General features: G+C 45.3%; 20 protein-coding genes. 3 read left to right on the forward strand and 17 right to left on the reverse strand.

The window, feature by feature from the left end; genetic code table 11:
* Window positions 1-4: 4 nt before the first annotated feature.
* On the forward strand, window positions 5-2,386 hold the full coding sequence (locus Q4Q54_RS08505) for a PilZ domain-containing protein (protein ID WP_311988208.1): 2,382 nt from the start codon (window positions 5-7) through the stop codon (window positions 2,384-2,386).
* Here the strand turns inward: Q4Q54_RS08505 and Q4Q54_RS08510 are convergent.
* The gene (locus Q4Q54_RS08510; RefSeq protein ID WP_283627973.1) at window positions 2,383-3,378 is read right to left on the reverse strand and encodes an alpha/beta fold hydrolase; all 996 of its coding nucleotides are present in this window, start codon (window positions 3,376-3,378) and stop codon (window positions 2,383-2,385) included. The two genes, Q4Q54_RS08505 and Q4Q54_RS08510, sit on opposite strands and share 4 nt — an antisense overlap.
* A gap of 128 nt (window positions 3,379-3,506) precedes the next feature.
* Window positions 3,507-4,487, reverse strand: coding sequence for a phosphoserine phosphatase SerB (gene serB / locus Q4Q54_RS08515; protein WP_283627972.1), 981 nt, complete (start codon window positions 4,485-4,487; stop codon window positions 3,507-3,509).
* A gap of 79 nt (window positions 4,488-4,566) precedes the next feature.
* Between serB and Q4Q54_RS08520 the strand changes: the two genes are divergently transcribed.
* On the forward strand, window positions 4,567-5,601 hold the full coding sequence (locus Q4Q54_RS08520; RefSeq protein ID WP_409438286.1) for a YtjB family periplasmic protein: 1,035 nt from the start codon (window positions 4,567-4,569) through the stop codon (window positions 5,599-5,601).
* A gap of 187 nt (window positions 5,602-5,788) precedes the next feature.
* Here Q4Q54_RS08520 and deoD read toward each other — a convergent pair whose 3' ends face one another.
* The 11 genes from deoD to pnp all read right to left on the reverse strand — a co-directional run bounded on the left by deoD (window position 5,789) and on the right by pnp (window position 19,174).
* Window positions 5,789-6,499 (reverse strand): purine-nucleoside phosphorylase, encoded by a 711-nt coding sequence (deoD, locus tag Q4Q54_RS08525; RefSeq protein ID WP_006086929.1) that lies wholly within the window; start codon window positions 6,497-6,499, stop codon window positions 5,789-5,791.
* Window positions 6,500-6,590: 91 nt separating this feature from the next.
* On the reverse strand, window positions 6,591-7,805 hold the full coding sequence (locus Q4Q54_RS08530) for a phosphopentomutase (protein WP_311988209.1): 1,215 nt from the start codon (window positions 7,803-7,805) through the stop codon (window positions 6,591-6,593).
* A gap of 9 nt (window positions 7,806-7,814) precedes the next feature.
* Window positions 7,815-9,146, reverse strand: coding sequence for a thymidine phosphorylase (deoA, locus tag Q4Q54_RS08535; protein WP_107948717.1), 1,332 nt, complete (start codon window positions 9,144-9,146; stop codon window positions 7,815-7,817).
* 184 nt (window positions 9,147-9,330) lie between these two features.
* Window positions 9,331-10,101 (reverse strand): deoxyribose-phosphate aldolase, encoded by a 771-nt coding sequence (deoC, locus tag Q4Q54_RS08540; protein WP_311891582.1) that lies wholly within the window; start codon window positions 10,099-10,101, stop codon window positions 9,331-9,333.
* 420 nt (window positions 10,102-10,521) lie between these two features.
* A complete protein-coding gene (locus Q4Q54_RS08545; protein WP_311891581.1) occupies window positions 10,522-11,430 on the reverse strand; it encodes an outer membrane protein OmpK in 909 nt (302 codons plus the stop codon).
* Between the two features lie 361 nt (window positions 11,431-11,791).
* Window positions 11,792-13,051 carry a NupC/NupG family nucleoside CNT transporter gene (locus tag Q4Q54_RS08550; RefSeq protein WP_220590910.1) on the reverse strand — a complete coding sequence of 420 codons (1,260 nt, stop codon included), beginning with the start codon at window positions 13,049-13,051 and terminating at the stop codon, window positions 11,792-11,794.
* A gap of 176 nt (window positions 13,052-13,227) precedes the next feature.
* Window positions 13,228-13,992 (reverse strand): TatD family hydrolase, encoded by a 765-nt coding sequence (locus tag Q4Q54_RS08555; protein WP_311899852.1) that lies wholly within the window; start codon window positions 13,990-13,992, stop codon window positions 13,228-13,230.
* A gap of 10 nt (window positions 13,993-14,002) precedes the next feature.
* Window positions 14,003-14,206, reverse strand: coding sequence for a hypothetical protein (locus Q4Q54_RS08560; protein WP_311988210.1), 204 nt, complete (start codon window positions 14,204-14,206; stop codon window positions 14,003-14,005).
* A gap of 90 nt (window positions 14,207-14,296) precedes the next feature.
* Window positions 14,297-15,877, reverse strand: a complete 1,581-nt coding sequence (prfC, locus tag Q4Q54_RS08565) for a peptide chain release factor 3 (RefSeq protein ID WP_311988212.1) — start codon at window positions 15,875-15,877, stop codon at window positions 14,297-14,299.
* A gap of 99 nt (window positions 15,878-15,976) precedes the next feature.
* Window positions 15,977-16,879 carry a lipoprotein NlpI gene (nlpI, locus tag Q4Q54_RS08570; RefSeq protein ID WP_006086937.1) on the reverse strand — a complete coding sequence of 301 codons (903 nt, stop codon included), beginning with the start codon at window positions 16,877-16,879 and terminating at the stop codon, window positions 15,977-15,979.
* 192 nt (window positions 16,880-17,071) lie between these two features.
* On the reverse strand, window positions 17,072-19,174 hold the full coding sequence (pnp, locus tag Q4Q54_RS08575; RefSeq protein WP_300482598.1) for a polyribonucleotide nucleotidyltransferase: 2,103 nt from the start codon (window positions 19,172-19,174) through the stop codon (window positions 17,072-17,074).
* A gap of 195 nt (window positions 19,175-19,369) precedes the next feature.
* Here pnp and Q4Q54_RS08580 point away from each other — a divergent pair, with 195 nt between their 5' ends.
* The gene (locus Q4Q54_RS08580) at window positions 19,370-21,424 is read left to right on the forward strand and encodes an EAL domain-containing protein (RefSeq protein ID WP_311988213.1); all 2,055 of its coding nucleotides are present in this window, start codon (window positions 19,370-19,372) and stop codon (window positions 21,422-21,424) included.
* 167 nt (window positions 21,425-21,591) lie between these two features.
* Here Q4Q54_RS08580 and rpsO read toward each other — a convergent pair whose 3' ends face one another.
* From rpsO to infB, 4 genes are all read right to left on the reverse strand, one after another.
* Window positions 21,592-21,861 (reverse strand): 30S ribosomal protein S15, encoded by a 270-nt coding sequence (gene rpsO / locus Q4Q54_RS08585; protein ID WP_106651344.1) that lies wholly within the window; start codon window positions 21,859-21,861, stop codon window positions 21,592-21,594.
* Between the two features lie 149 nt (window positions 21,862-22,010).
* A complete protein-coding gene (truB, locus tag Q4Q54_RS08590) occupies window positions 22,011-22,976 on the reverse strand; it encodes a tRNA pseudouridine(55) synthase TruB (RefSeq protein ID WP_311988214.1) in 966 nt (321 codons plus the stop codon).
* Window positions 22,976-23,434 carry a 30S ribosome-binding factor RbfA gene (rbfA, locus tag Q4Q54_RS08595; RefSeq protein WP_105251700.1) on the reverse strand — a complete coding sequence of 153 codons (459 nt, stop codon included), beginning with the start codon at window positions 23,432-23,434 and terminating at the stop codon, window positions 22,976-22,978. Before rbfA ends, truB begins: the two co-directional genes overlap by 1 nt.
* 57 nt (window positions 23,435-23,491) lie before the next feature.
* Window positions 23,492-26,131 (reverse strand): translation initiation factor IF-2, encoded by a 2,640-nt coding sequence (gene infB / locus Q4Q54_RS08600; RefSeq protein ID WP_311906393.1) that lies wholly within the window; start codon window positions 26,129-26,131, stop codon window positions 23,492-23,494.
* Between the last annotated feature and the right edge of the window lie 18 nt (window positions 26,132-26,149).

The raw sequence follows: 26,149 nt of genomic DNA on the forward strand, positions 1-26,149 counted from the left end.
CTACATGAGTCTAGATAACCACAGTGCACTCATCGAACAGCTCAAGCCATTGCTCATGGAACCTAACTTCCAAGAGATTTTTCAGCAGCTGACGATAGATGAAACCAATTCGACCCGTTTTCTTGTGAAAATGGAATTGAGTCGTTTGGCTTCGCCTTGCACCCGAATTATCGATCTCAGGGATAAATCAGAGCTTCCTTGTACTGAAGTCATGTTAGGTCAACAGCGACATTTTTTAGATGAGCCTGCCAAAAGCAGTATGCATGAGGCCATGTCACTGTTTCGCAACCAATATACCTTAGGTGTGTATGAATATGTGCTCAATGCCCATCAACAGCGTCGGGTAAAATTACGCCAAGGTGTGACTCAGGTTGAAGCCGCTGAGCCAGAACCTTTTATGGTGCCAGGCGTAGTATTAGGCAGTTATTTCAACCGCGCTGAGGAGCGGATGAATTACAGTATTCGCATTGCGGCATCACAATCCGGTCGAGGTGAAGTACCTGGGATCACGGCAGATTTATCTATCGGCGGTGCCCGTATTCGCCTCGCCGCCAATCATCCCTTCGATCTCGACCAACCACTCAAAGTTAAGTTACTGGAACTCAGTGAAGAGTTTTACTATCCCGATCTCCAGCTCGGCGTGGATTATCAGATTGTCGATAGCCAAACCAATGGCGAATATATTTGGCTAAGGCTCAAACGCCTTGGTGGCAGCGAAGCCTTAAGTGAAATGCTCGGCAATTTAATCCGCGGCTATAAACTGCGTTACAAGGTAGATGTCAATGATGTGATAGTGAGTGCAACAGGACTCGGATTTGAACGCCATTATTTACCTCACCTGCCCCACTTGCCTTTGTATTTCAATACTCAAACCCAAGGTTTGAGTCACATGCTGCTCAGCCGTGACAACCAACAGATAGTGCATTACTTTCAAGATGAAAATGATATCAGCCAATTACCAGCCATGCTGACCCCAAGCCGAGTATCGGCATTGCTGAGTCATCCAGAAAATCCCGACCACGGGCTATTTTTTAGCTTTACCTATAATGCCCAAGGCTGCTTATATTTTTACTCTGCCACCTTAGCGGAGCTTAAAGCTAAGGGCATGATGCCTTTATTCCTTGGCTTTGCATCGACCAAACCTAGCTGGCGGATCTTTAAAGTTACCCAAGATAAAATTTATCATGATAAGGGCTATCGCCGCGCAACCCTGCCGGGCGATGAGGCTAAATTCAGCCCACTGGTTGAACAGCAGTTATCGCAGTTTAGTCATTTACTGCAGCTCATCGATATCAGCAATGAAGATGCCAGAGGGCATTACAAAGCCTGGCAAGACAACAGTAATGCCAATGCCCTTAAAACCTTTGGTCAACAACGATTAACCGCCAATCAAATTAAGTTAGTTTCCATGCAGTTTAGCGAGCGACGCCAAGAGGCTCGTTTCGCCTTTAAAACCTTAGTCAACGTGACGCAAGACAAGCTAAAAGCCACGGGCATTACTTTAGATATCTCTAGCCGTGGCATGCAATTAACCTTAGACAATCCGACAGAGTTCTCATCAAATAAACCGCTACTGTTAAGCTTCCCTAAACTACAAACCATTGCGGGTAAAACACAGTTAGATAATCTCCCTTACCGTTTAGTGCGAACCCGTAAGAATGGTGTAACACTGCATTTAACCGCAGTCATGGGCCATACACCCCATGTGGGGGTCGAGTTTTTAAATAAACTGATTGCCCATAATAAGGAAAAGTTAGAACAACTGACTGAGAACAATAGTGAAGCGAATGAACTTGCCGATGGTTTAAAAAATATTTTGATGCATGATTTGCATTCTGTGCCCTACTTTGTTGAAAAAACGACAAAATCGGCTCAAGTCGCGTGTTTAGGCGTAGGTACACAACAGGATGAGATCAGCGATATTTTTGCCGCTGGCACGTCAGATACTCTGCAATATAATTTAGCACCGCTGCTAAAAGACGGTTTCTTTAAGCGGGATATCCTCGAACCTATTCGCCAGATGAAACCCCAGCAAGATATGGATTTCATTGAAGTGTTTGTCCAGTTGATACGTCAATCTCGTGGCAAAATCTTTTTGAAATGCACTTCAGCCACAGAAGTCGGTGATGTGGATGCTCAGATAACCTTTATCAATCAGAGCAAAGCATTAGGCCGATTCATCGCCCTACGCATTTACCGAGGCGCGACTGAGAAGCCAGACATGAGTTATCTGCGCCGCGAGTTGGAATACATTAATATTCATGCAAACCATAAAGCCAAACAGTTAGAAGAACAACTATGGCGAGTGATTGGCGTCGGTGAACTCTTGGATATCACCCAAGAGGTTGAATTAAGATACCCAGTGCTCCACAAAAAACAGTCTTAACCATTTAACACCGCCAAATCAAAACTTAAATACCAATCACTAATTTTGGGAAAATGATCGCTGGTGGCATCTAAATGCGTCAGCATATCGGCATGACCATAGTCATGCTTAAAGCCATTCTCCATAGAAAGAAGCGTTGATTTAACTCGTTTAAAGCCGCACTCTGCGACCATATCCGCCACATCTTCGGGATGCCCCAGCACAGTATCGTTCTGCCCTGAGATAAACCAAGCCGGTGGCCAATGAGCGCGCTTTGCCGCTTTCGCATAATCAAATCCATCGTCGTGATCGATCCAATCACCCTGCACCCAATCGATACTTTGAACTAACGAGGCGCGGCTCTCATTATCCATACCGATGCGCAGCTTATCGGCAGCAAGGTAACCTTGGCCCATCGCTAAGCCTGGCGCTAGACGGTTCCAAAAGACATCGACCATCAACCACTTTTTGAAGGACTTAACCCGAATCGTCCGCTTGCTACCGAAGGTAAGCAGTGAACGAACGCTTTGTTGTAACTCAGGATAACGGGCCAGACTGCTCGCCATTAACACCCCGCCCCATGAATGGGCGCACCAATGCACCTGCGAAGGCGACACGGCTTTGCGATCATCTTGAGCCGCTTGTTCTTGACAAGCTTTTTGATGTAAATCGAGAATGGCCTGCTGCACTAAAGGTAATTGCTCACGGATCACTTCACCTTGCCCTAAGGTAAAATCGCGATCGATTTTCGGCAAGCTGAGCCCTCTGCCAGCGGTATCCAACACATACACCACAAATCCCGCCTTAGCCAAAAAACAACCTAGGCCACGGCCATTTTGGCTATAGAACACCCGACCATTAGACATGGCGCCATGGAGCATGAGAATAGGCGTTTTAGAAAAATCAGGCACCGACGGTAATAACTGCCGTAGATGCAGCTGTCCATCGCGGTACGGCAGGTAAATTGAAGACTGTGAAATGCTTGATGTTGAGCATTGGGCGAGCTGAGTCAAAATGAGTCACTGGTAGTTTTTTAATCCCCCTAAACTACCAGCTCATCGATAAAAGACAAGAGTCATTACTCTAACTCAGCCCTTACTTAGACTTTCATCTCGACTCAAATTTCAAATAAATGAATAACCTAGATTTCCAACAGATAAGGTAAAACGCGCAGGTCAAGATGGCGAATATTCGCATCCGCCGCGGCTGCCAGCTTAGGTTTGGCATGGAAAGCGATACCAAAATCCGCCGCCATCACCATAGGGATATCATTCGCGCCATCGCCGATAGCGACTCTTTGACCTTTTTGAATGTCCCACTGCTCACTGCAACGCTCAACCACATCCGCTTTAAACTGCGCATCCACGACTTTACCCGTCACTTCACCCGCGAGTTTGCCATCAGTGACGACTAACTCATTAGCAAAGGCCGCATCTAGGCTTAACAGCTGCTTTAAATGGCCCACAAAAGGGGTAAAACCGCCAGATGCCACCACTAAACGCCAGCCATGGGATTTAAGCTCCAAAAGCATGGGCTCAAGCCCTGGCATTAAAGGCAAGTTATCGCACAAAGTTGTAATAATACTGGCATCGGCGCCCTTAAGCTGTGCCACGCGCTGACGTAGACTCTGTTCAAAATCCAGCTCACCTTGCATAGCACGTTCAGTAATCGCCGCCACGCGCTCGCCAACGCCCGCCATGGCCGCTAATTCATCAATACATTCAATCTGAATCGCTGTGGAATCCATGTCCATCACTAATAAGCCGGGATGATTCAAGCGAGGCAAATCAACATGGAGCACATGCAGTTCAGCCAAAGACTGAGGGAACGCCGCTAACTGCGCCTGAGAAGGCATATTCACCAGCGCCAACTCGATGCAATGTAAGCCAACTTGGCGTTTGATATGGGCAATACCGATAACGTCAGACGAAGGCAATGCCGCAATCCAGGCCGATATCGCTGCCTGCGCTAACGTATCTTGATAGATAATCCGCAAACGCGAAACACCAGCGGGGTTTGCTGACTCTTGATAACGTTCAAACACTTGCCCTTGGCGTTCAAACCTTGGGGAATGGTCAGAGACTAACCACAAAAAAAGCGCATCTTGGTTCAAGCTTTCCATCGGACTTAAATTCTCCAACTATCGGGCTCACTCAGAATCAATTATGATTAGGCAAGCGCTCTACATTTTAAGGGTCAAAGTGTTATATCTTAAAGGGCTAAAGAAAAGCCATAAAATCAGTAGACTGATCCAAATTGCCGCCGCCTTCGCCTTGATATTCGGCTTAGTACAATTGTGGCAGACAAGCCTACTACAAGGTCAGCTGCTTCTAAAGTCCCAAACTCAAAAGATGGCCAGATTACTGGTACAGCAAACTGCTTATGGTGCAGCGCCCGCGCTACAACTGCAAAATGATGAGCAATTGCAATGGCTCGCCAGCGCTTTAGTGGAAGATCCTAAGGTGATGTCTGCGGCGATCTTCAGCGACCAAGGCATGCGGTTATCCTTCGCCCAAAGCATCACTAAGGATGTTGTAGATCCTGACTCGGAAGAAATGAATTTGCTACTAAGCAAATATCCTCCCTATGTAGAGCCTGTGATCCAAGAAGGGAAAAATCTAGGTTATGTCGAAGTCAGGCTCGATACCAAGCTGTTTTTCAACGAAATCAAAGAAGCCCACAACTTAAACATGGAACAACAGCAAATCATGCTGCTGGTTGCAGGCTTGATTGGTATGTTGCTTTCGCGCTCTTTGTCTTTCAAACGCGCCGATTTTGACCGCCGCCGCTTTCGGGTTAAATTGCGTCAATCGCCGAAAAAATCTAAGAAAGAATCCTCAGCTGAAGAGCCATCTGAAAGTGCGAGTGATGGATCAGCGCAAGTGCTAACCGAAGATCAACCGGTGTCGACCACTGATCATCCACAAGAGAAAGCGGCTAAATCCACTAAGGCGCCAAAAGCAGTAACAGAGACAAGTGTCGATAAGCTCACTCAGACCAGCGTGCAAACTAAGGCCGAAAAAACGTCAGAAAAATCATTGGAGTTACAGGATAGTACTGCAGTTGAAAACGCGACAAACGATGCGGAACAAGCGGCACCAGTAAAGGTTAAACCTAAGGTTAAAAGTGTCCGTCAGGTAAAACACGCGACTAAAGCAACAGCCGTTACGACCGAAACCTCGACGCCAAAAACACCCAGCGAGCCAAGCGATCTCGACACAGATTCAACCGGTTAATCGTTATCTCAATAGATAGGGTAAATCACTAACCTATTGATAGCTTGGCTATAAATACTAAGCCATAAACAACCAATTTCTAATAACAGTCATAAATAATAAAGTCGAATAGAAAAGCCACTAAAAATTGGCATAAAAAAAGAGTCCGCAATGCGAACCCTTTTTTCAGTAGCACACTCTTACACAGTTACAGTGTAATCGCTGCTTCTAATGTCATGATGATCATGTCATTGAATGTGGTTTGACGTTCTTCTGCAGAAGTCTTTTCACCGGTGCGGATGTGGTCAGATACAGTCACAACACACAGGGCACGTGCACCAAACTCATGGGCAACACCGTACAGACCAGCCGCTTCCATTTCTACGCCTAACACGCCCATCTTCTCCATCACGTCGAACATTTGTGGATCAGGAGTGTAGAACAGGTCCGCAGAGAAAATATTACCTACGCGAACTTTAGTGCCACGAACTTTCGCAGACTCGATAACCGCATTCATCAGCTCATAGTTAGCGATAGCGGCAAAATCTTGGCCTTTAAAACGTAAACGGTTAACCGCTGAGTCAGTACATGCACCCATACCAATGATCACGTCACGTACTTTAACGTCAGTGCTGATCGCACCACAAGTACCCACACGGATCAGGTTTTTAACGCCGTAATCACGAATTAATTCAGTTGCATAGATAGAGCATGAAGGAATACCCATGCCAGAACCCATAACTGAAATACGCTTACCTTTATAAGTACCGGTAAAACCTAGCATGTTTCGAACATCAGTCACTTGCTCAACATTTTCTAAGAATGTTTCAGCAATATATTTTGCACGTAATGGATCGCCTGGAAACAGCATTGTCTCAGCGAATGCGCCCTCTACAGCATTAATGTGTGGTGTTGCCATCGAAATAACCCCTGTTTATTTTATTAAGACTTAAGTCTTTGTTTACTGGCGGCAAATGTCAGCCGCCAAATCGAAATAAATGCTAATTTGCCTAAAGGAACGATTCGCCATAGGCCATAGGTTCAAGCTTAAAGTGGCTTGCAATAGATTGGCCGATATCGGCAAAGCTATTACGACGCCCCAGAGAACCGGCTTTCAATCCAGCGCCAAAAGCTAATACTGGCACATATTCACGGGTATGATCTGTGCCTTGCCATGTTGGGTCGCAACCGTGATCCGCGGTTAAAATCAGCAGATCATCTTCACCCAATAATGCGAGCATTTCAGGTAAACGGGCATCGAAATATTCTAACCCTTTGGCATAACCTGCCACATCACGGCGATGACCGTAGTGCGAGTCGAAATCCACGAAGTTAGTAAACACTATAGTGTTATCGCCCGCAGATTTCACTTCGGCTAAGGTCGCATCGAAAAGCGCTTCTAAACCGTTTGCCTTCACTTTTTTAGTGATACCGCAGTAAGCATAAATATCTGCAATCTTGCCCACACTCACCACTTCACCGCCCGCCTCTTTCAGCTTGTCTAATACGGTTTTTGCCGGTGGCTCTAGTGAATAATCCTTACGATTGCCGGTACGGGCAAAGTCACTTGGGCCAGTACCATCAAATGGACGGGCAATGACGCGACCTATGTTGTAAGGCTCTAACTCTTCACGGGTTATCTCGCAAAGACGATAGAGATTGTCTAAACCGAAAGTTTCTTCATGACAAGCGATTTGGAACACAGAATCGGCTGAGGTATAGAAAATAGGCATGCCAGAACGCATGTGCTCTTCGCCTAACTCTTCTAAAATAGTTGTGCCAGAAGCATGACAATTACCTAAGAAACCGTCCAGACCCGCACGAGCTAAAATCTTATCCGTCAGTTCTTTAGGGAAAGAATTTTGGTGTTCGCTGAAATAACCCCACTCGAATAGTACGGGTACGCCCGCCATCTCCCAGTGACCGCTCGGCGTATCTTTACCCGAACTTAACTCTTGCGCATGACCATAAGCACCAATCAGCTCAACATTATCGCCAAAACCTGGGGCAAAGGCGCCCGTGCTTTCCATCGCCGCATGACCCAAACCTAAGCGCGCTAAGTTAGGTAATTTCAGCGGACCTTCACGGCCAATATCGGCTTTGCCTTCGGCGCATGCTTTAGCAATATGACCAAAAGTATCGGAACCGACATCACCAAAGCTTGCTGCATCAGCAGAAGCACCGACTCCAAAGGAGTCCAACATCATAATAATGGTACGTTTCATAATTCTTCCTTAAAGATCCGCTGCACGAATATAGGCATAGATCTCAGGTGTTTTTTCTGGAGCGGTTTCACCAATGTGAATCGCTTTTTTCACCGCAATTTCCGCTTCAGCGAAAGCGGCTTCAGACTGTGCATGGATAACGGCAATCGGCGTAGATGAATCCACTTTATCGCCTAGGGCACACACTTGGGTTAAGCCAACACTATAGTCTAGTGCATCACCGGGCTTACGGCGGCCGCCACCTAAGGTCACAACCGCTAAACCTAATTCACGGGTATCCATGCTATAGGCATAACCTTGCATATCGGCAAAAACCGGGCGAATAATTTGCGATTGGGGTAGGTATTTACTGTAGTTTTCAACAAAATCGACTGGGCCACCCAGACCCGACACCATCTTGCCAAAGAGTTCTGCGGCGCGGCCATTATCGAGTACACGATTCAGTTTAGCGCGAGCGTCGGCCTCATTGCTTGCAAGACCGCCAAGAAGCAGCATCTCAGCGCAAAGACCCATAGTGACTTCATATAAACGCGGATTACGGTAAGCCCCCGTTAAAAAATCGATGGCTTCTTTCACTTCAACCGCGTTACCGGCACAAGATGCAAGCACTTGATTCATATCGGTAAGTAAAGCCGTCGTTTTAGTACCCGCGCCATTTGCAACGGCGGCGATACTGCGAGCTAATTCTTCCGATGCCTCATAGGTTGGCATAAAGGCGCCGCTACCAACTTTCACGTCCATCGCTAGCGCATCTAAATTACAGGCTAATTTCTTAGACAGAATCGATGCAGTGATAAGGGAAATGGATTCAACCGTGGCGGTATTATCGCGGATAGAATAGAAACGTTTGTCGGCAGGAACGAGATCGCCTGTTTGGCCAATAATCGCCACACCGACGTCTTTAACCACTTTACGGAACAATTCACTTGATGGCTCAGTTTGGTAACCCGGAATGGCATCAAACTTATCGAGTGTACCGCCAGTATGACCTAGGCCACGCCCAGAAATCATAGGCACATAACCACCACAAGCCGCAGCCATAGGGCCAAGCATAAGGCTAATCACATCGCCCACACCGCCAGTGCTGTGCTTGTCAATAACAGGGCCATTGAGTCCCAATGACTGCCAATTAAGTACAGTGCCAGAATCACGCATCGCTGTTGTTAAAGCGATTCTTTCATCCATATTCATGTCATTAAAATACACCGCCATGCCTAATGCGGCGATCTGACCTTCAGATACGGAGTTGGTAGTGATACCTTGAACAAAGAACTGTATTTCTTCGGAACTTAGCGCTAAACCATTACGTTTTTTACGAATAATCTCTTGAGCTAGAAACATGATACTGCCTCCAAGATAGGCACTAACAACCCTGTCGCTAGTGCTTATCTTTGCAATGAAACATCAAAACTGTAGCAATATTACAAGTTCATACTATCGAAGTTTTGAGTTTGCCAAATAGATTTAGGTCACACTTAATTAGGCTCGCTATACGCTGATAGTATTAATCAGCGATAGTTTGCAATTAATAGCCTTGAGTCGGCTTAGGCGTATCAGCTAATTCTAGTGTGTGTAACAAGCTGTTTAGTAAACTTGAAGCACCAAATCTAAAGGTACGTGGTGAAACCCAATCAGCACCTAAAATACGCTCAGCAACACCGAGGAATTCAGCTGCTTGTGCAGCATCACGCACACCACCGGCAGGCTTGAAGCCTACTTGGGTATTCTTCTCGCTGATCACAGTTAACATGATTTCAGCCGCTTCAAGTGTGGCGTTTACAGGCACTTTACCAGTAGAGGTTTTAATAAAGTCAGCACCTGCATCGATTGAAAGCTCAGATGCACGGCGGATAAGCGCAGGATCAGCTAACACGCCAGATTCGATGATGACTTTTAACAAGACTTCACCACAGGCTTCTTTACAGGCTTTAACTAATTCAAAACCAATTGTTTCATTGCCTTCCATCAGTGCGCGGTATGGGAATACCACGTCAACTTCGTCAGCACCATAGGCAACGGCAGCGCGAGTTTCTAGCACAGCAATGGCAATGTCATCATTGCCATGGGGAAAATTAGTCACAGTGGCAATTTGGATATCTTCAGCACCAATTTCATCTAACGTCTTGCGTGCAATCGGGATGAAACGTGGGTAAATGCAGATAGCGGCAGTATTGCCCGCAGCCGTTTTCGCTTTGTGGCACAGGTCGATCACTTTTTGATCTGTGTCGTCATCATTCAAAGTCGTTAAGTCCATCAACTCAATGGCGCGTTGTGCTGCTTTTTTTAAATCAGTCATAATAGCTCTCCAAAATAAAAATTAAATGAATAGAAATCAGTCGCATAAAAGCAACGCTTGAGAGGTGGCATTATTTTGATTATTTTTATATGGCCGGGCCTTCAGGCGGTGCCGAGTAATTTGCTTGTACAAACTACCTTGTTGTAGGTATTCAATCTTGCCTAAGTCATAAAGAACAATAGGCATCCTGACACTTAAAATAACTTATAAGTGACCACGACTTGAATCCTTGAAGACCGGAAGAGAGGATACGAATAAAATCTTGCACCTACTTTTCCGCGAAAAATCCATTTTAGCGCGAGAAAAACACAAACCTTTATATAAACCCACTTGTTAGCCTAATAGGCTTAGATAAAGACTCATGGTAAAACAAAGATGGAGCCGCATAATGCGGCTCCAACAAGCAATGATTACAAGAGATTAGAACTTGTAAGTTGCAGTGAAGTAGTGAGCAAAACCTTTGGTCTCTAAACCAAATGTGCCTTCATCCTTCAGCAAATAAACATCGCTATATGCTTTCAGGCCGTAACCAAGCGCATAGTTATCTGAATGCCAGTGCAGACCGAAGTATGCAGCACCACCATTAGAAGTAAATGTAGTACTTACAAATTGGCCATTAGAGTCGTATTTATTTACTTCATCAGCACCAAACTGATAATCAACATAGCCTTGGAAGGAAACAAAGCTCTTGTTGTCGAAGAAATAGAAAGGCTTGAACCAGTTCATAGAGAATTGGTAACCATTCCAATCCTTAGCATTAAAATCGTAGGTTGCATACAGGTTCATACCTGTTTTGCCTAACCATGGTACCATTACATCGGCACCAATACCCCAAAACGACATATTGACATCGCCTGGATTATTAATTTTTTGTGGACCTGGATGATCTTCAACATCAAAAGAAATGCTTTGGCCTTGGATTGCACCACCGCCCCAGTTGAACAGAGTAGAGAAGTAAACTTCTTGTACTGGGCCAAAAGATAAATCTTTACCAGTAATAGCATCTAAAGAGAAACGTGGCGCAAATTTCATAAACATCTTGCTATCGCCACCAGTTTTATCACCTGAGCTGCTGTTAGCTAAATTGAAGACGTCTACATAACCATATAAATCAACGATCCCCTTACGACCACCAAATTCCATTTCTAAGTAGTCATGGCCGCCATCATCAGCATCACCACGTGGTAATTCATTAACAGCATACATAGCATTAAACTGCATCCACTTATAATCAGTGGCATAAATATCAGAACGATCAGCGGCAAATGCGTTGCCAGAGATTGCAGCTACTGCTGTAGCAGCTAAAGCTAAAGTTTTAACGTTTTTCATCATCAACCCCATTTATCTTGTTTACTACCATCGAGGGTAGCGTTCTTTTTGTGGCGCTCGCATTCTACCTAGATTAAATAAAATCTCAATAATCTAGCGTAAAATCACAAACACAAAATTCTTAATTGTGAACAAAGTCGCGACTTCTGCATTACGATTAATTAACTTAACCGTGTTCCCGCGACATTTAAGACAGAATAACAGCTACATCTCAGTTGCATTCTGTGTCTTTCAATTGGAGAAACTATTCACTACAGGAATCACTACTGGCACTACTGGAAAATGGTTGAATTAACTTAGGTCCTGCCCTGCATGGTCAGGACCCAGTTAGTGGGGTTTCCCCCTACTGCCGTTCATTGACTTAGATAGCTAAGAACAGACCAGCAAGTGTCGCACTCATTAAGTTAGCTAAAGAGCCAGCGATAACCGCACGAATACCCATAGTAGCTAAATCATGACGACGGTTAGGAGCCATTGCACCTAAACCACCAAGCAGAATCGCGATTGAAGACAAGTTAGCGAAACCACACAGAGCAAACGAGATAATCGCTTTAGTTCTGTCTGTCATTGCTAAACCTGTTTCTGCCACAACCATACCGCCATCAGCGATGTCTTTCAGGTATGGAGCAAAGTTTAAGTAAGCAACGAATTCGTTAACAATGATCTTTTGACCAATGAAAGAACCAGCGACTAATGCTTCATTCCAAGGTACACCGATAAGGAATGCTAAAGGCATGAACACATAACCGAGGATCAGTTCAAGTGTTAACTGAGGCATGCCCACCCAACCACCGATACCACCGATGATACCGTTGATCATAGCGATCAAACCAACGAAGGCTAACAACATAGCGCCAACGTTTAACGCTAAATGCATACCAGATGAAGCACCTGCTGCAGCTGCGTCTAACACGTTAGCTGGTTTGTCAGGATCTTCTGGCAAATCGCTCATGTCATTTTTAGCAACTTCAGTTTCAGGGTGCATCAGTTTAGCCATTAATAGACCACCTGGTGCTGCCATGAATGATGCGGCAACTAAGTACTCGATAGGTACACCCATCTGCGCGTAACCAGCCAATACTGAACCCGCGATTGACGCCAAACCACCGACCATGATCGCAAACAGTTCAGACTGCGTCATAGTTGGGATGAATGGACGAACAACCAGAGGAGCTTCAGTTTGACCCACGAAGATGTTAGCTGTTGCTGACATTGATTCTGTACGGCTTGTGCCCAATGCTTTTTGTAAACCACCACCGATGATACGGATGATCCACTGCATAACGCCTAAGTAATATAGAACCGCGATCAGAGAAGAGAAGAACACGATAACGGGTAACACGTTTACTGCGAAGATGAAGCCAAGTTTGAAGTTAGCTAAATCACCAAACAGGAAACCGATACCGTTTTGTGCGTAACCAATAACGCTAGAAACCGCATCAGACATACCTTTCAGAATGTCTTTACCAACAGGAACGTACAGTACAAAACCACCGAAAGCGGCCTGAATAGCTAACGCGCCACCCACTGTACGCAAATTAATTGCTTTTTTGTTATTCGATAGGAGGAAACCTATCGCAAGTAGGGTGACCACCCCTACTAAACTCATCAATATATTCATTAACCATCACCCTATTGTTAACACTTTTTAATTATGTTGTTAATCAACCTATTTCCGAGTCAGATTATACCCGAGCCTAAGTCGAAAATCGTCGTTTTGATCATATTTTTGGAGTTTAATTTCAATCGCTTAGTGGAGAATGCTAGTGCGACCTACACCTGTTTATTTAAAAACAACTAAAGGTCAAACAGTTGCATAGCATTCGACATCAAGTGTTCTGATATTAGAACACTTGATTTTTTTTGCAAAGTAGCGATTTTGTCTATAAAAAGAACAAGGTTAGCGGGTTGGTTACGTTTTTCAGTAACATTTATCGGCGTCATTGCCGGAGAATCAGTCTCAAGTATGAGGTGTTCGAGTGGGAGTTCAGTGACTGTTTTGAGTAATTTTTTGGCATTGGGATTCATAATCAAACCACCAATTCCCAACTTAAAACCTAACTTAATATATTCCTGTGCTATCTCAACACTGCCAGAAAAAGCATGTATCACACCGCCTCTAGGCAATTGATACTTTTTTAAACAGGCCAAAACCTCGGGATGCGCTTTAACACTATGAATAATCACCGGCAGATTAACGGATTTAGCTAACGTCAATTGCGCCTCAAAAAACGCTAACTGCTGCGGCCAAGTAGCGGAATAAAGTTTATCTAAGCCACATTCACCAATAGCAACAAAACGAGGACATTCGAGCAACGCGGCAACTTTAGATGTTAATGCTAAGATCCCTGCATCAACATTCTCTGGGCAAAACCAAGGATGGATGCCAAGGGCAAAATAGGTTTGATATTGTGCGGCAACAGCGAGCTGTTTGTGCCAGTGTTGCGGGGACACGCCAGGAATAATCAGATTATTAACCCCAACACTGTGCATTCGCTGCACTACAGTATCGCGGTCAAGATCAAACTCGGCAAAATCTAGATGTGCGTGGGTATCAATCACTGCAAATACCTCACTCTGCGGTCGATTGACCGTTTGAATGCGCTTCAGGCGGCAATGCCGTTTCATCAGCTGCTGTCGTTTTAGTGCATTTTATCGCTAATGGCGGATCTTCAAGGCGTGGCATACAACAACGACGATTTTCAGGTGTCAGCCCCATGCGGTCGCACCACTGAATATAAACCTGCCATGTTTTTGTGATCCAATTCGCCATCATTCACATCCAGAACCGTTTTTAGATTTCATTAGATACAAAAATGGCGGTGAATTCACCGCCATTTCAACAACTATTCTAAACCCAACCTAATTAATGCTCGCGGGTTTTCGCAAACTCAATATCAGGATATCTTTCCATCGAAAGATTCAGGTTGACCATAGTTGGCGCAATATAGGTTAAGTTATCACCACCATCGAGTGCTAAGTTTTGGCTACACTTGCGGCGGAACTCTTCAAGCTTACGCTCATCCTTGCAATAAACCCAGCGAGCGGTCGAAACGCTGATACCTTCGTAAATGGCTTCAACGTTGTATTCGCTCTTAAGACGTCCAACAACCACTTCAAACTGCAGCACACCCACGGCGCCAACAATTAAATCGTTAGTATCGATTGGGCGGAATACTTGCACAGCACCTTCTTCAGACAACTGTACTAAGCCTTTTAACAGTTGCTTTTGCTTGAGTGGATCGCGCAGACGGATACGGCGGAACATTTCAGGCGCAAAGTTAGGCACGCCAGTGAAGCGGAACTTTTCACCTTGGGTAAAAGTATCGCCAATACGAATAGTGCCATGGTTATGCAAACCAATGATATCGCCTGGGTAAGCCTCTTCAGCACGCTCACGATCGCCCGCCATAAAGGTCAATGCATCGCTGACGTTAACATCTTTACCGATACGCACATGGTGCATTTTCATGCCCTGCTCGTAACGGCCAGAACAAACACGCATAAAGGCGACACGGTCACGGTGTTTTGGATCCATATTTGCTTGGATCTTGAACACGAAACCAGTGAATTTCTCTTCTTCAGGCATAACTACGCGTGCATCGCTTTCACGCGGTAATGGCTTAGGTGCCCACTCAACGATACCGTCAAGAATATGATCCACACCAAAGTTACCTAACGCGGTACCAAAGAACACTGGCGTCAGCTCACCTTTCAAGAAAGCCGCATGATCAAATTCATTCGACGCGCCACGCACTAATTCCATCTCATCACGTAAATCAGCGGCATAACTACCTATCGCTTTATCAAGATCAGGATTATTAATACCCTTCACCACGCGACGCTCTTGGATAGTATGCCCCATACCACTTTGATACAGCACGACTTCATCACGCAGTATGTGGTAAATACCTTTGAATTCTTTACCGCTGCTAATAGGCCAAGTAATAGGTGCGCAGGCAATATTCAGTACGTTTTCGACTTCATCCATCAAATCGATAGGATCTCGGATATCACGGTCGAGTTTGTTCATAAAGGTCACGATCGGCGTATCACGCAGACGGGTCACTTCCATCAACTTAATGGTACGGTCTTCTACACCCTTTGCAGAGTCAATGACCATCAGACAGGAGTCAACAGCCGTTAGCGTACGATAGGTATCTTCAGAGAAGTCTTCGTGACCAGGCGTGTCGAGTAGGTTAACGAGGGCGCCACCATAGGGGAACTGCATAACAGACGTAGTAATCGAAATACCACGGTCCTTCTCCATTTCCATCCAGTCAGACTTAGCATGCTGACCCGATTTTTTGCCTTTAACCGTTCCCGCTTTTTGCAAAGCGTTTCCGAATAACAGCACTTTTTCGGTAATGGTTGTTTTACCCGCGTCGGGGTGCGATATGATCGCGAAGGTGCGACGTTTATCGACCTCTACTTTATTGCCTGACATGTTAACCTATGCACTAGTATCGCTAAAAAGGCGCAAATTATAGCGCCTCAGTTCGAGCTTGGCTAGGCAAAGCCCGAGATGAGCTCGGGCTGATGAGGATTATTTTGTGGCTTCGAGCAAACCTTTGACTTTAGCGAGCTCAATCCGCGCATATCTATGTTCAACAAAATCATAAATATTGGTTGCCAATGCTAAGCGGAAATAGTTAGCAGCATCTTGATATTGCTTGTTTTCTATTGCCATTTTCGCCAAGTAAAAATAAGCCTCACATAAACGTTCGGCATATTCTTTGGGATGAGTTAAGCCAACTTTCGCAGCAGCAAACACCTCATCATGGCTCTTTGTTCCTAAATAATAATCAACGATAACGGTCGCCCAAGCATCATTGTCTAAATTCTTACGGTTTTCAGCTAACTGTTTTTTAGCTTCAACTGCATCATCTTTAAAATCAATCAAATACAGCCATAATGCCCGATAACCATCTTTATTATCACCAGCATAAAATGCCTGCATATCTTTAGTGGCTAAATCGTTACGGTCGCCATAGTACAAGGCAATACCGCGATTCAAATAGGCGTAATCGTAGTTAGGAGCGAGTTCTAATACGCCATCGAATGCTTCATAGGCGCTAGCGTATTCGCCTTCTTGGGTGTAATAAATCCCAAGAAAATTATAAGCATCAGCGAGATCGGGTTGCAGCTTCAGCGCTTGCATAAAATCGATGCGCGCGAGCAGTCTTAAGCCCACACTGTCGTAAATCACACCGCGATCGTAATGAAATCTGGCTCTTTGCTCATTGGTTAATTCGACCGTAGCCAAAATCTCGTTGAGCTTCGCTAACGTCACTTCCACTTTATAATCGGGCATGACAGGTGCGATAACCAATTTACCTTCAACATCATTATGGTTATCTAAAGGAGACTGGGTGGTAGCGCATCCGGCTAACAACAGACTGGCGCCCGCCAGCACAGCAACGACAGCGGTTCTAATTTTAAGACTCATCCATTTCTACCTTTTTAGATTCCCAACATACGCAGAAGAATCTTCATGATAGCAATCCCACCACAGGACTGCTATTGGGGAATTAAGATTAATACTGACTTTCTTAATGCCAAAAACAAAAAAGGAGATCATTTGATCTCCTTTTGATGCAATCACTTAGAAAGTGTGTGCCAATAATAAGTCAAAGACTCATTATTCAGCAGCGGCAGTTTCTTTAGTTTGTGCTTCTTTGATTGACAGACGTACGCGGCCTTGACGATCCACTTCCATTACTTTAACAGCAACTTCTTGGTTTAGTTCAAGGTGATCAGACACGTTAGCAACACGCTCATCACTGATTTGTGAAATGTGTACTAAACCGTCTTTGCCCGGCAGAATGTTCACGAATGCGCCGAAATCAACGATACGGATAACCTTACCATTGTAGATACGACCCACTTCAACTTCTGAAGTGATTTCTTCGATACGACGGATAGCTTCTTTGGTTGCTTCGCCGTTTGAAGAAGCGATCTTCACAGTACCGTCATCTTCCAGTTCAATCGTAGTGCCCGTTTCTTCAGTAAGAGCCCGGATAACTGCGCCGCCTTTACCGATAACGTCACGGATTTTTTCTGGGTTGATCTTGATAACAGTGATCCGTGGAGCGTGATCAGAAATATCATCACGGTGTGAACCAATCGCTTGATCCATCACGTTCAGGATATGTACACGTGCGCCATAGGCTTGTTGCAGTGCGATATCCATGATTTCTTTAGTGATACCTTCGATCTTGATATCCATCTGCAGTGCAGTAATACCATCACGCGTACCCGCAACTTTAAAGTCCATGTCACCTAAATGATCTTCATCACCTAAGATGTCAGAAAGAACAACGAAATCATCGCCTTCTTTCACTAGACCCATAGCGATACCCGCTACAGAAGTTTTGATAGGCACACCAGCATCCATCAGAGCTAGTGAAGTACCACATACTGACGCCATAGAGCTTGAACCGTTAGATTCAGTGATTTCAGATACAACGCGCACGCTGTATGGGAATTCAGCAGCTGAAGGCATAACAGCATTGATACCGCGCCATGCTAACTTACCATGACCGATTTCGCGGCGCTTAGGTGAACCCACCATGCCTGTTTCACCAACAGAGTATGGAGGGAAGTTATAGTGCAGCATGAAACGGTTAGTGCGCTCGCCCATGATGCTGTCAATCTTCTGTGCATCACGTTCAGTACCTAAAGTACAAGTGACTAACGCTTGAGTTTCACCACGAGTGAACAATGCGCTACCGTGAGTACGTGGCAATACGCCCGCTAACACACTTAAGGCACGGATCATGTCTGGTTCACGACCATCAATACGAGGCTCACCACGGATGATGCGACCACGAACCACTTTCTTCTCTAAGCTACCCAGTAAGTTATCAACTTCACGTAAATCAACGCTTGGATTGCTCGCTAACAAGGCTTCTTTTGTTGCTGCTTTAACAACAGAAACTTGAGCATAACGATCTTGTTTAACTTGGATTTTATACGCATCACCTAAACCCGCTTCTGCAAGCTCTTTGATTTGGGCAACTAAATCGGCATCTTGCGTTGGTGCAGTCCAATCCCAAGTTGGTTTACCAGCTTCTGCTTTAAATTCAGCAATCGCTTTGATAACCACTTGTTGTTGATCGTGACCGTAAACAACAGAACCTAACATCACTTCTTCTGGTAATGCTTGGGCTTCTGATTCCACCATTAATACTGCGCCAGCAGTACCAGCAACCACTAAGTTCAGTTGGCTGGTTGCAAGTTGCGCAACACTTGGGTTCAACACGTATTCGCCATCAATGTAACCCACACGTGCAGCACCTAAAGGACCGCTGAATGGAATACCAGAAATAGCCAGTGCCGCTGAAGTACCTATCATAGAGATGATATCTGGCTCGATTTGTGGATCGACAGAGACTACAGTAATGATAACTTGAACTTCGTTTTTGAAACCATTAGGGAAAAGAGGGCGAATTGGACGGTCAATCAGACGAGCAATTAAAGTCTCATCTTCTGAAGGACGGCCTTCACGCTTAAAGAAACCACCAGGAATTTTACCTGCTGCGTAGGTTTTTTCTTGATAGTTAACAGTCAGAGGGAAAAAGTCACGACCAGCTTCTGCTTCTTTTTTACCGACAACAGTGACCAACACAGTCGTGTCACCCATGCTCGCTAAAACGGCTGCATCTGCTTGACGCGCTATAACACCTGTTTCCAGGGTGACTGTATGTTGACCATACTCAAAACTCTTTACAATAGGATTCACGTGACCCATTCCTTAATTAATGACCTTGAATTACGCGCGTAAGTATACTGCAAATCGGATCAATAGATAAAGAGCAGATAATGATGACAAATACGTAACTTTTCACTAAAGTGGTTAAATCAACAAAGAGTTGCGGTTTACATTGATACGGAAATTCTCGCAGATGGTGAATAATTATCATAAAGGATGCGCCCGATGACAGGCCGTTTTAAGTCACTGACGTGGAAACAAACTAATCTAGTCGTATTTACCGCCCTCTTTTTTGCCATTGCAATTTTTATTGTTGAAATCGCTTTAGTCGTCGTATCAACCAAACAACAGCTCACAACTACCCAGCAAGAACTCCTTGATTCAGTTGAACAACCAGCAGCAAATGCCGTCTGGGCTTTGGATGATAATTTAGCTCGCCAAACATTAGAAGGGGCCATTAAGGTTGAACATGTCGGCTCAGCAGTGATTGAGCTCGACGATGGTTCCATGTTTGTTTCAGTCAGCAATAATAAAAAGAACAACTCGCAGACTTTTATCAGCTTAAGTAACAAATTATTTGATGATCTCAAGGAAATATCTCGCCCGCTGTACCGCCCTTTTTATTTTGAAGGCACCCAACAGCAACAACTTATTGGCACATTAACAGTTTTCTACGACACCCAAGAGCTGACAAATACCCTTTTCTCACAGTTAAGATTTAGTTTTTTCGCCACACTTGCCCGCGCTCTCTTGCTCACCTTAGTATTATCTGTCGTCTTCCATCGCTTCTTAACTCAGCCTATCGCACGCATCAGCGAGGCCATAGATAAGATTGAGCCCGACTCTCCGGACGAAAACCTCTTACCTATGTCCAATGCGCACAAGGATGATGAACTCGGTCTAGTGACCTCTAAATTCAACCAAATTCTTATCCAATTTAGCCAGACCCAATCCAAACTGCGCAAGATGGCGACCCGAGATCCGCTAACAGGCTTACCCAACCGCACGCTATTGCTTGAAACCATCGCAGTCACAATCCAACGTTCGCGAGTACACAAACGCAGCTTTGCCTTGATGTTTATCGACTTAGACCGCTTTAAGAATATCAACGATTCCCTTGGCCACGCATTAGGCGATCAATTTCTTGCCCGTATTGCCCGCATCCTTGAACGCTTCGTTGGCGATAAAGGCACAGTTTCCCGCTTAGGAGGCGATGAATTTGTTATTCTGGCTGATACAGTTCACACCCCAGACCAAGCGGCAGATTTTGTAGATAAGCTACTGATCCAGCTCAATGTCCCGATTCAATTAAATGAACATGCAATTCATCCTGCGGCATCAATTGGGATTTCTATTTATCCCGAAGACGGTAACAGTGCTGAAGATTTGATCCGTCACGCTGACATTGCCATGTACAGCGCGAAAGCTGCAGGCTCGAATCAATGGGCCTTCTTTAAACAGCAGATGACAGAGCGCGCAGCTGTGCGTTTACGCACCGAAGCATCTTTGCATGATGCGTTAAAAAACAACGAATTTTTACTGTATTTTCAGCCAAAACTCGACCTACAAACGGGCAAAGTGATCGCCTGTGAAGCCCTGATCCGCTGGCAAAAAGACGGCCGACTCATCAGTCCGGTTTCTTTTATTCCCGTCGCGGAAGAAACAGGGATCATCATTCCAATTGGACGCTGGGTAATAGAACAAAGCTGCAAGGTCTTGAGGGAGTGGCAGAAAAAATATAACTATGCCATCCCAATTGCGATTAATGTTGCCTCACAACAATTTGCCGATGCTAGTTTAGTTCCCGATATCAAGCAGATGGCATTACGCTATCAAATCCAACCCGAGTTGCTGGAAATTGAAATCACTGAAACCTCGTTGATGAACGACATTGAACTGGCTATCGCTAAACTTGAGCAACTAAAATCTGCAGGATTTGGTATTGCCGTCGATGACTTCGGCACTGGGTATTCATCACTTTCTTACCTACGCCATTTACCCATCACCACCATGAAAATTGACCGCTGTTTCGTGTCCGATTTACCAGGGGATAGTGCAATCGCATCGACCATTTTGATGTTGGGTAAGCAGCTTAATTTGACCATTGTGGCCGAAGGAATTGAAAACGAGCAGCAGTTGGATTGGTTGAAGCAGAATCAGTGCCAAGTTGGCCAAGGTTTCTATTTTAGCCAACCCTTGCCCCAAGCGGAATTTGAAGCCCTGTATATAGCGACACAGACAGCAACGATAAGCACTTTAGATGGACTACGTGGTGCTTAGAGTTCTTTAATCAGACCAATGATTTATGCGGCGTTAAGGCCAGCGTAAAGACATAATATCGACATGCTCTGGCCTAAATCCTACACAGCTTGATTTAATCATCTACTGAATTTTAGGCAATAAAAAAGGAGGCTTAAGCCTCCTTTTTCACGTTAGTCAACGCGAGATTAACGACGTAGACCTAACTTTTGGATCAGTGCAGTGTAACGTGCTAAATCAGTACGTTTCAGGTAAGCAGTTAACTTACGACGTGAGCTAACCATACGTAACAGACCACGACGTGAGTGGTGATCGTGTATGTGCTCTTTGAAGTGATCTTGCAAATGGTTGATTTGCGCAGTTAACAAAGCAACTTGAACTTCAGTTGAACCAGTGTCGTTTTCGCCACGGCCAAATTCAGCCAAAATTTTTGCTTTTGCTTCAGTACTTAGTGACATGTATATCTCCAAATAAATAATTATGAATCTCTAGCCGATCACTAACTCAGCCAGAGGGCGCGCTATTCTACCCAGAAACCCACCCTAGCGCAATAAAAGGTGGAGACTAATCCATGAACAAATTAATTAATTTGTTCATGGATAGCAGACTAATGCGATTCTACAGGCTCGTCATGGATTACTATGAGTCGTTTCGGCGCAAGTAAGCCGTCTTCGTTCATAGTACCAATCCCCACAAATCGGCGGATGTCACCTAAAGTGATACGCACCAGTTCATCGGTTTTCAAGTCTGCATTAACGGGCACCCGAACAGCCTGACCTTGCATTAAATAAGGGGCGATTGCATCTGGCACATTCACCTCAGGAAAATCGGCCACGGCCGTGTCCATAGGTAACAACAGCGGATCAAGTAAAACACTCGGATCTATCTGTTGTTCATGTGCTTGGGCAACAAGCGCTTCAAGTTGTTCTAAGGTAACCATTCTTGCATAGGGATATTGTGCAACTTGAGTGCGACGCAACATGATCACATGGGCGCCACATCCGAGCATTTCGCCGAGATCGTCTATGATAGTGCGAATATAAGTGCCCTTAGAACAATGAATATCTAAGGTCAGCTCATCGCATTCAAGACCGATGAAATTAAGCTCAAATACCGTAATAGGGCGAGATTCGCGCGGCACTTCAATGCCTTCACGGGCATATTTATACAGGGGCTGGCCCTGATATTTTAGCGCGGAATACATAGAAGGCACTTGCTGAGTCTCGCCGCGGAAGAAATCAAGCGCGGTTAATAACTGCGCCTCAGTAAAATCAATGGCGCGGGTTTGCACCACTTCGCCATCGGAATCACTGGTATCCGTACGCTCACCCAGTTTTGCGGTAACTAAATAACGTTTATCAGCATCTAACAGATGCTGGGAAAACTTAGTCCCTTCGCCTAAGCACACAGGTAACATACCTGTTGCTAACGGATCGAGTGCGCCCGTATGCCCTGCTTTGTTCGCATTAAAAAAGCGCTTTACTCTTTGCAATGCAAAGTTAGAACTCATGCCCGTGGATTTATCCAGCAGCACTATTCCATCAATAAAACGACCTTTTGGACGACGAGCCATTAATCTTTACCTTCCGTTTCATCTGCATCATCGGCAATATCATCACCTAAGACTTCATCTTCAACCGATGCGTCTTCGCTGCCAAATTGCTGCTGCTTCGCTTTGTCTTGGTTGATCACTTGGCTAACTAAGTTAGACATGCGCATACCTTCAACCAGCGAGCTATCATAGATAAAACGCAGTTCAGGCATCACACGCAGCTTCATACGGCCAGCCACTAAAGTGCGGATATAAGGAGCGGCGCTGATCAAAGCATTTAGCTTTTCTTGAACAACGGCTTTGTCTTCTTCAAAGAAAGTCACGAAGACTTTTGCATAACTAAGGTCGCGTGAGACATCGACGTCATTCACGGTTACAAAGCCAATACGAGGATCTTTCATGTCGCGCTGTAGCACTTGAGCCAGTTCTTGCTGAAGCTGCTGAGCGATTCGACGAGTACGACTGAATTCTTTTGCCATAATATTTCTTACCATAGCTTAAATTGATAAGGGCGGCTAAAGCCGCCCTTATTATCGTTACAGAGTACGAGCAATCTCGACGGTTTCGAATACTTCGATTTGGTCGCCTACGCGAACATCGTTGTAGTTCTTAACGCCAATACCACATTCCATACCATTGCGAACTTCAGCAACGTCGTCTTTAAAGCGACGTAGAGATTCAAGTTCACCTTCGTAGATAACCACGTTATCACGTAGTACGCGAATTGGTGCGCTACGCTTGATGGTACCTTCGGTAACCATACAGCCAGCAATTGCGCCCAGCTTAGGTGATTTGAACACGTCACGCACTTCAGCCAGACCAATAATTTGTTGTTTGAATTCAGGAGACAGCATACCTGTCATCGCTGCACGAACTTCATCAATCAAATTATAGATTACGCTGTAGTAACGTAAATCAACACTTTCGCTGTCGATTGTCTTACGCGCTTGTGCATCGGCACGCACGTTAAAGCCAACCAGGATAGCGTTAGAAGCTGCCGCTAAGGTTGCATCCGTTTCAGTCAGTGCACCCACACCGCGAGCGATGATGTTCACTTTCACTTCGTCGGTAGACAGACCTGTTAACGAGTCAGTAATCGCTTCGAGTGAACCTTGTACGTCTGCTTTAAGAACGATGTTCAGTTCTTTCACTTCGCCGTCTGTCATGTTCGCGAACATGTTTTCTAGCTTAGATTTTTGCTGGCGTGCCAGTTTCACATCACGGAACTTACCTTGACGATACAGGGCAACTTCACGCGCTTTACGCTCGTCACGTACTACTGTTGCTTCATCACCTGCAGACGGAACGCCTGACAGACCCAGAATTTCAACAGGAATAGATGGACCCGCTTCAGTAATTGAACGACCGTTCTCGTCTTTCATTGCACGGATTTTACCGTACTCAAGACCACACAGAACGATATCACCTTGGCGCAAAGTACCTTCTTGAACCAGAATCGTTGCCACTGGGCCGCGACCTTTGTCCAATTGTGATTCAATGACCACACCGGCAGCCATACCATCACGTACCGCTTTCAGTTCGAGAACTTCAGCTTGCAACAAAATGCCTTCTAACAGTTCATCAACGCCTTCACCTGTCTTAGCTGAAACGAAGGCAAACATGTTGTCTCCACCCCAATCTTCAGACATGACGCCGTGTTGTGACAATTCGCTCTTAACGCGATCGATATCCGCTTCCGGCTTATCCATCTTGTTCACAGCCACGATTAATGGCACGTTACCGGCTTTAGCATGTTGAATAGCTTCGATAGTTTGCGGCATTACACCGTCATCGGCAGCAACAACTAATACAACGATATCCGTTGCCTTGGCACCACGGGCACGCATTGCAGTAAACGCGGCGTGACCAGGAGTATCAAGGAAAGTGATCATGCCGTTTTCAGTTTCAACATGGTAGGCACCGATATGCTGAGTAATACCACCGGCTTCGCCAGCAGCCACTTTAGCGCGGCGAATATAGTCGAGTAGTGACGTCTTACCGTGGTCAACGTGACCCATGATAGTCACAACTGGTGCACGAGATTCTAGCTTGATGCCATCTTCATCGTCACGGTCTTGCATCACTTGGTGCTCAAGTTCGTTTTCACGGATAAGCACAACTTTGTGGCCCATTTCTTCAGCAACTAACTGGGCGGTCTCTTGATCTAACACTTGGTTGATCGTAACCATAGAACCCATTTTCATCATTTGCTTGATGATTTCAGTCGCTTTCACTGCCATTAAATGCGCAAGTTCAGAAACAGTCACAGTTTCACCGATACGCACATCACGGCTTACCGCTGCAACTGGCTTATTAAAGCCGTGCGCCATAGACTCAGGTGCAGTACTGCGGTTACGCATGTGTTTTTCACGGCCGTCACGGGCATCTTTGCCACCACGTTTTTTGGCGTTACTCTTGTTACGAGCACGACGTCCGCGTTTTTCTTCATCCAGATCAGAGGTATCTTCAGCAGCACGCGCTACTTTAGAGGTGGTGATGTGGTGATCGCCGTTTTTCTCAGCTTCTAAACGTTGACGTTCTTCTTCAGCCCAACGCTTAGAGTTTTCTTCTGCAAGTAAACGCGCTTTTTCAGCGGCTTTTGCAGCTTCTTCATCTTGCTTACGCTTAGTTGCCGCTTCTTGTGCCGCTTTTAAACGCTCAGCTTCTAAACGTGCCGCTTCAGCTTCTGGTGAAGTATCTTTGGTCACTTTCACTTCGGCTGCTGCTTTGGCTTTCGCCTTGGCTTCTGCATCAGCTTTTGCCTTCGCATCAGCTTCTGCTTTCGCTTTTGCCGCAGCAGCATCTGCTTCAGCCTTTGCTTTTACCAAAGCTTCTGCTTCGGCCTTCGCTTCTTCTTCAGCCTTCAGAGTAGCCTCATTAGCATCACGCTTGACGAAAGTTCGTGTTTTACGAACTTCAACTTTAACATCTTTAGATTGACCACCATTACCAGCCACACTCAGGGTCGATACGGTTTTACGCTGCAACGTCATTTTCGTTGGCGCATTTTCGCCACCGTGCTGCTTTTTCAGATAATCCAGTAACTGCTGCTTTTCAGCTTCAGTCACGTTATCAGCTTGGCCTTTCTTAATTCCAGCCTGAGAGAATTGCTCAATCAGACGTTCAACACTTTTACCCACTTCCGTGGCCAATTTCTCTACGGTAGTATCTGCCATCAGTTAAATCCCCCTGTT

Source organism: Shewanella sp. SP2S2-4, assembly GCF_031932025.1.
Classification (GTDB): domain Bacteria; phylum Pseudomonadota; class Gammaproteobacteria; order Enterobacterales; family Shewanellaceae; genus Shewanella; species Shewanella baltica.